This is a genomic window from Streptomyces sp. KR55 (genome assembly GCF_052245645.1).
Taxonomy (GTDB): Bacteria; Actinomycetota; Actinomycetes; order Streptomycetales; family Streptomycetaceae; genus Streptomyces; species Streptomyces flavusporus.
Genome location: NZ_JBQQCE010000544.1, coordinates 1 through 6,152, shown reverse-complemented (window position 1 = coordinate 6,152; position 6,152 = coordinate 1). Strand labels below are relative to the sequence as shown.

The following is a 6,152-nucleotide window of genomic DNA, read 5'->3' as shown; positions in this document are numbered from 1 at the left end:
CGGTCCAGATCACCGGGAGGGCGTCGGCGAGTTCGGCGGCGAGGGTCTTGGCGGGATTGCTGTACGCCGCGATGGCGGGCCCGCAGCGCTCGGCGATGTGGTCGAGCCGGTCGGCGACCTTCTCCAGCGCGTCGGCGGGGGCGGCGAGCAGACCTATGCGGTCCAGGAGCGCGAGGAGCGGGGTGAGCAGGGCCCACAGGACGCCGGGGGCGGACGCGGCGAGGGGTTCGTCGTGCTCGTACGGGGCGGTCGCCAGCGGTACGAACAGGCCGTGGGCGCCCTCGGCGGCTTCGGCGAGCGGGGTGCGGGCGGGCGCCACGGCGGCGACCGTGCAGCCGCGACGGTATGCCTGCTCGGCGAGCAGGGACAGGCCCGGCTCGGTGCCGTCGGGGGTGGCGATCAGGAGCAGGTCGACCGAGCCGACCCAGCCGGGCAGCTCCCAGCGCAGGGCGCCGGCGGCCGGCGCCACGCCGGTGGGGGCCAGCCGGGTCACGGGGCTGCCGGGGCCGGCGAGCGTGCCGAGGAGGTCGGCGGCGTGGGTGGCGGCGGCGCCGGGGCCGGCGATGAGGACGGCGCGGGGGCGGCCGTCGGGCTTGAGGTCCTGGACACCGGCCTCGGCGGCGTGCCGGGCTGCGGTGCGGACGCGGGCGCCGGCTTCCGCGGCGCCGCGGAGCAGGCCTCGGTGGTCGGCCTCGGCGAGGCCCTCCGGGGAGTCGAGCAGCGATTCGTCGAGCATGGGTGGGAGCCTCCGAACGCCGGGTCGTCGGTTACGCGGGCGGGCCCTCGCCTGTACGGGCCGGGGCCTCGTCTACGTGGGCGGCGGGCCTGGTTTTGCGCGGGCAGCGGGCCTCGTTCACGCGGGGCGGCGGGCCTCGTCCACGAGGAGGACGGGGATGCCGTCGCGGACGGGGTAGGCCAGGCCGCAGTCCTGGCCGGTGCAGATCAGCTCCGCGTCCTGCTCCTTGAGGGGGGCGTGGCAGGCCGGGCAGGCGAGGATCTCCAGGAGGCCGGCTTCGAGCGGCATGGGGGCGTCCCTTCGGGGGCGGATTGGGTGGGTCTTGTTCGGGCGGGTGCGTGCACGTCTTGTTGTGCGGATGTGCCTGGTCAGGGTACCGCCGTGGGGGGTGCTGTGCGGGGGTTGCTCCGCTGCGCGGGGGTGAGGCCTGCGCGGCGTTGCTGCTGGGGGGGTGGGGTGCGCAGCCCGGCGCTGGCGGGGTGCCGCCCGCGCCCACCCTCCCCCACTCTCGGCTTCGCTCGAGCGGGGGACCCCCATCGCCCTGGGGTCCCCCCAGGCCCTTAAGGCACTGGGGGAGGCACGAATGCCCGCGGACTGACGAGGTGGCGGCACCCCAAGGAGCACCCCCCGAGCAGCCTCAGCCCCTGATGATCGCCAGGGCCTCGTCTCGCACCTTGGTCATCGTTGCCTCGTCCCGTGCCTCCGCGTTCAGGCGCAGCAGCGGTTCCGTGTTGGAGGGGCGGACGTTGAACCACCAGTCGGCGGCGGTGGCCGTGAGGCCGTCGAGTTCGTCGAGGGTGATGCCCTCGATCCCCTCGTACGCCGCCCTGATCGCGGCGAGGCGGGCCGCCTGGTCGTCGACCGTGGAGTTGATCTCGCCGGAGCCGACGTAGCGGTCGTACTGGGCGACCAGGGCCGACAGCGGGCCGTCCTGGCCGCCGAGGGCCGCCAGGACGTGGAGCGCGGCCAGCATGCCCGTGTCGGCGTTCCAGAAGTCGCGGAAGTAGTAGTGGGCGGAGTGCTCGCCGCCGAAGATCGCTCCGGTCCTGGCCATCTCGGCCTTGATGAAGGAGTGGCCCACGCGCGTGCGTACCGGCGTGCCGCCGTTCTCCTGGACGACCTCCGGGACCGACCAGGACGTGATCAGGTTGTGGATGATCGTGCCCTTGCCGCCGTTTCTGGCCAGCTCGCGGGAGGCGACCAGGGCGGTGATGGCCGACGGGGAGACCGGGTCGCCGTTCTCGTCGACGACGAAGCAGCGGTCGGCGTCGCCGTCGAAGGCGATGCCGAGGTCGGCGCCCTCCTCGCGGACCCGCTTCTGCAGGTCGACGAGGTTGGCCGGGTCGAGGGGGTTGGCCTCGTGGTTCGGGAATGTGCCGTCGAGTTCGAAGTACATCGGCACGAGGTCCAGGGGCAGGCCGGCGAAGACCGTGGGCACCGTGTGGCCGCCCATGCCGTTGCCCGCGTCCACGACGACCTTCAGATGAGAGGGGCGCGAAGCGCCTTCCTTGGAAGGGTGGTGGTGGGAGACGGGCGGGCGGATGGACGTCAGGTCGACGAGGGAGCGCAGGTGGGCCGCGTAGTCCTCCAACGTGTCGCGCCGGGTGATCGTTCCCGGCGCGGCGGCAGGCTCCGGGGCACCCGACTCGATCCATCGCTCGACCAGTTCGCGGATCTCCGCCAGGCCGGTGTCCTGGCCGACGGGAGCGGCGCCCGCGCGGCACATCTTGATGCCGTTGTACTGGGCCGGGTTGTGCGAGGCGGTGAACATCGCGCCGGGCAGGTTCAGCGCGCCCGAGGCGTAGTACAGCTGGTCGGTCGAGCAGAGGCCGATCTCGGTCACGTCCACGCCCTGCGCCGCCGCCCCGCGCGCGAAGGCGGCCGACAGGCCGGGGGACGAGGGGCGCATGTCGTGCCCGGTCACGATCGCGTCCGCGCCGGTCACCCGGACGAAGGCCGCGCCGAAGAGCTCGGCCGACGACTCGTCCCACTGGTCCGGGACGACCCCCCGTACGTCGTACGCCTTCACGACCTGTGACAGATCAGCCTCCACGGCCACCCCTCCTGAAAAGTCCTATCGGTGCCCCACAAAGTACCCGCAGCCTCTGACAGAGCTCCGTGCGGGCCGTGAGCGGAAGCCCAGCCGTAACCTCAGGTCAGGGCAGCATCCAGTCCAGCACCGGCGAACTCTGGCCGACCACGATCAGGCACATCACGAGCAGCAGCGCCACGCTCCAGGGCAGCACCTTGCGCAGCAGGTCCCCCTCGCGGCCGGCGAGCCCGACGGCGGCGCAGGCGATGGTGAGGTTCTGCGGCGAGATCATCTTGCCCAGCACGCCGCCCGAGCTGTTGGCGGCGGCGAGCAGTTCCGGCGACAGCCCCGACTCGCGGGCGGCGGTCACCTGGAGGGCGCCGAAGAGCGCGTTGGCCGAGGTGTCCGACCCGGAGACGGCGACGCCGAACCACCCGAGGACCGGTGACAGGAAGGCGAGCCCGGCACCGGCCGCCGCCACGAAGTGGCCGATCGTGGCCGCCTGTCCGGAGAGGTTCATGACGTAGGCGAGGGCCAGCACGGACGTCACGGTCAGGATCGCGAACCTCAACTCGTGCACCGTCGCGAGCCACTCCTTGACCGCCACGCGCGCGTGCACCCCGATCACGGCCGCCGTGGCCACGCCTGCGAGCAGTACGAGCGTGCCGCCGGTGGAGACGATCGGCCAGGTGAAGACATTGCCGCCGACCGCGTTCCCGTCGGCGTCGACGACGTTCAGGAAGGGCCAGTCGTATGTCTGGGTCGCCTTGGCCAGCCAGTCCTTGACCGCCGGGATCTGGGCGACGGAGAAGACGGCCACGATGAGGGCGTACGGCGCATAGGCCCGTACGACGTCCGCGCGCGCGTCGTCCTCGTCCAGTTCCTCGCTGCGTGCACCGGTCAGCACGGACGCGCGTACGGGTTCTGCGGCGGGCCGGCGGGCCTGGGGTACGGCCACCAGCGCGGCCGCGCCCGCCAAGGCGGCGCCGATGTCGGCCAGTTGCGCGGAGATATAGTTCGAGGCGGCGAACTGGGCGACGGCGAAGGCGATTCCGCACACCACGGCCGGCACCCAGGTCTCCCGCAGGCCGCGCCGCCCGTCCACGAGCCCGACCAGCACGAGCGGCACCACGAGGGCCAGCAGCGGGGTCTGACGCCCCACCACGGACGCCACGTCCTCCAGCGGCAGCCCCGTGACCTGAGCGAGCGTCACCACCGGCGTGCCCATGGCGCCGAACGCCACGGGCGCCGTGTTGGCGACCAGCGCGACGACCGCGGCACGCACCGGCTCGAAGCCGAGGGCGACGAGCATGACCGAGCAGATGGCGACGGGTGCCCCGAATCCGGCCAGGGCCTCCAGCAGGGCGCCGAAGCAGAAGGCGACGACGAGCGCCTGGATGCGCGGGTCGTCGGAGAGCCGCCCGAAGGACCGGCGCAGGATGTCGAAGTGCCGTGTGCGGACGGTCATCCGGTACACCCACAGGGCGTTGACGACGATCCACAGGATGGGGAAGAGGCCGAAGACGGCTCCCTGGGCGGCGCTGGAGACGGTTTGGTCCAGCGGCATGCCGTACGCGAGCCAGGCGACGAGGGCGGCCGCCAGCAGGCCCGTGAGACCGGCCAGGTGCGCCTTCATGCGGACGCCGCCGAGCAGGACCAGGACGATCACGAGGGGCAGGGCCGCCACCAGGGCGGACAGGCCGAGCGAGCCGGCGACGGGTTCCAGTTCCTGCATGTACACGAGCGCCTCCCCGGATTCCGCCATGCGGAAAGCGATTTCTCACGGGTGACGAAATGGTCGTGTCCGCGACAACACCGCGTCAATGGGCGTGCATCACTCATGCACAACGGGAGGGGCGACCGAACCGGTCGGTCAGTTGTCGGGTGAGCGCAGAACCCGCAGGTGGCCGCGGCGCGCGACCTCCATCGGATCCGCCGCGCGTCCTCCGCCACCGGACTGGGCCGCGCGCTCCTGGGGGCGAGCCGCCTCGCGCACCGCGTTGGCGAGCGCTTCCAGGTCGTCGCCGCTGGGCCGGGCGGGAGCCGAACCGTCGAGGAGCCGGACGACCTCCCAGCCCCGAGGAGCCGTGAGGCGCTCGGAGTGCTCGGCACACAGGTCGTAACAGTGGGGTTCGGCGTAGGTGGCGAGCGGGCCGAGGACGGCGGTCGAGTCGGCGTAGACGTACGTCAGCGTCGCTACGGCGGGACGGCCGCAAGCGGTTCGCGAACAGCGACGTACAGGGCTCACGACGTTGGACGGTACCGCACTCTTGAGCGGGCCGCGACGACTCTCCACCAGGTCACTCCACCGTGTCGTGTTGTGAAACGCCCCACACACCCCTTCCGACCCACCGGGCTGACCTGCGCGGACACCGCTTTCCGGGATGTCGAACGATCCCGGAAACGGTCAACACTCCACACAAACGCCATCAATTGCCTCGTGATCGCCGGTCTCGGAGGGATACGGAATCGAGCCCAACCTTGGCTGGAATGGTCATCTGTCGACATGCCGTCCCGGGGACCACGGGGGTCCCGGACGCCGTGTGGGGGCCGGGCGCGCACTGCCCGCGAGGACTACCCTTCACCAGTGATGGACAACCGAGTACCACCCCGTGCCACCGGCCCCGGGCCGCGCCGTCGTGATCGCCACGGCCGGGGCATGCGCGGGCCGATCGCCCCGCCGCAGGTGCCCCTCGCGGCTAGCCGCGCCGAGGCGTTCGCGGACCTGGTGCAGGACTCCGTGGAGCGCCTGGAGCGGCGGTGGCCGCAGCTCGCCGACATCGATTTCCTCGTCCTCGAAGTACCGAGGCTGGACGGGCCCGGGCAGGCCTGGAACGACGAGGCGGTTCCGCTCGGCGGCACGATTCCCGCGCGTGAGGGGCATCCCGCGCGCGTGGTCGTCTACCGGCGGCCCGTCGAGATCCGCACCAAGGGGCGGGACGAGCGGGCTGCACTCGTGCACGAGATCGTCGTCGAGCAGGTCGCCGAGCTACTCGGGCTGACGCCGGAGACCGTGGACCCGCGGTACGGCGAGGACTGAACGCTGTCGTCGCGCTACTTCTGCAGCACCGACAGATCCTGCTCCGCCTCCGGCACCTCCACCGTCCCCCGGTCGTCCGGGAGGGTCTGCACCGTGAACGCCGGCACACCGCCCTGCGTCTCCGCGAGCGTCCGGGATGCGTACACCGGGCCGCCCGAGACGGGCTCGACCGTCAGCGCGTACGTGCCCTTCAGGCCGCTCGGCACCGGCAGGTCGACGTCCTGGGTGGTGCCGGACTTGATCGTGTACGTCTCGGAAGCAGCCGTACCGCCCTCCGCGCCGGCCGACGCGGTGACCTTGACCTGCGCCGTCTCCCCCGGCGCGGCCAGGGACAGCGTGGCACC

7 protein-coding genes are annotated in these 6,152 nt (G+C 72.4%); 1 reads left to right on the top strand and 6 read right to left on the bottom strand.

What is annotated here, in order from left to right; translation table 11 throughout:
- From ACTWQJ_RS44735 to ACTWQJ_RS44715, 5 genes are all read right to left on the bottom strand, one after another.
- Positions 1–736: SIS domain-containing protein (locus ACTWQJ_RS44735; RefSeq protein ID WP_443312129.1), on the bottom strand; the 736-nt coding region annotated here is incomplete at its 3' end.
- A 117-nt stretch (positions 737–853) separates the two neighbouring features.
- Positions 854–1,024 (bottom strand): Trm112 family protein, encoded by a 171-nt coding sequence (locus tag ACTWQJ_RS44730; protein ID WP_020940431.1) that lies wholly within the window; start codon positions 1,022–1,024, stop codon positions 854–856.
- A 349-nt stretch (positions 1,025–1,373) separates the two neighbouring features.
- Positions 1,374–2,789, bottom strand: coding sequence for a phosphomannomutase/phosphoglucomutase (locus ACTWQJ_RS44725; protein WP_443312128.1), 1,416 nt, complete (start codon positions 2,787–2,789; stop codon positions 1,374–1,376).
- Between the two features lie 103 nt (positions 2,790–2,892).
- Entirely contained in the window at positions 2,893–4,509 is a 1,617-nt protein-coding gene (locus ACTWQJ_RS44720; RefSeq protein ID WP_443312130.1) for an L-lactate permease, read from the bottom strand.
- Positions 4,510–4,641: 132 nt separating this feature from the next.
- Positions 4,642–5,064: a DUF3499 domain-containing protein gene (locus tag ACTWQJ_RS44715; protein WP_443312127.1), complete on the bottom strand. Its 423-nt coding sequence runs from the start codon at positions 5,062–5,064 to the stop codon at positions 4,642–4,644.
- Positions 5,065–5,358: 294 nt separating this feature from the next.
- Here ACTWQJ_RS44715 and ACTWQJ_RS44710 point away from each other — a divergent pair, with 294 nt between their 5' ends.
- Entirely contained in the window at positions 5,359–5,808 is a 450-nt protein-coding gene (locus ACTWQJ_RS44710) for a metallopeptidase family protein (RefSeq protein WP_224734834.1), read from the top strand.
- Positions 5,809–5,822: 14 nt separating this feature from the next.
- On the opposite strand, the gene ACTWQJ_RS44705 is transcribed toward ACTWQJ_RS44710, so the two are convergent.
- The coding region (locus ACTWQJ_RS44705) for a DUF5719 family protein (RefSeq protein WP_443312126.1) at positions 5,823–6,152 on the bottom strand (330 nt) is incomplete at its 5' end.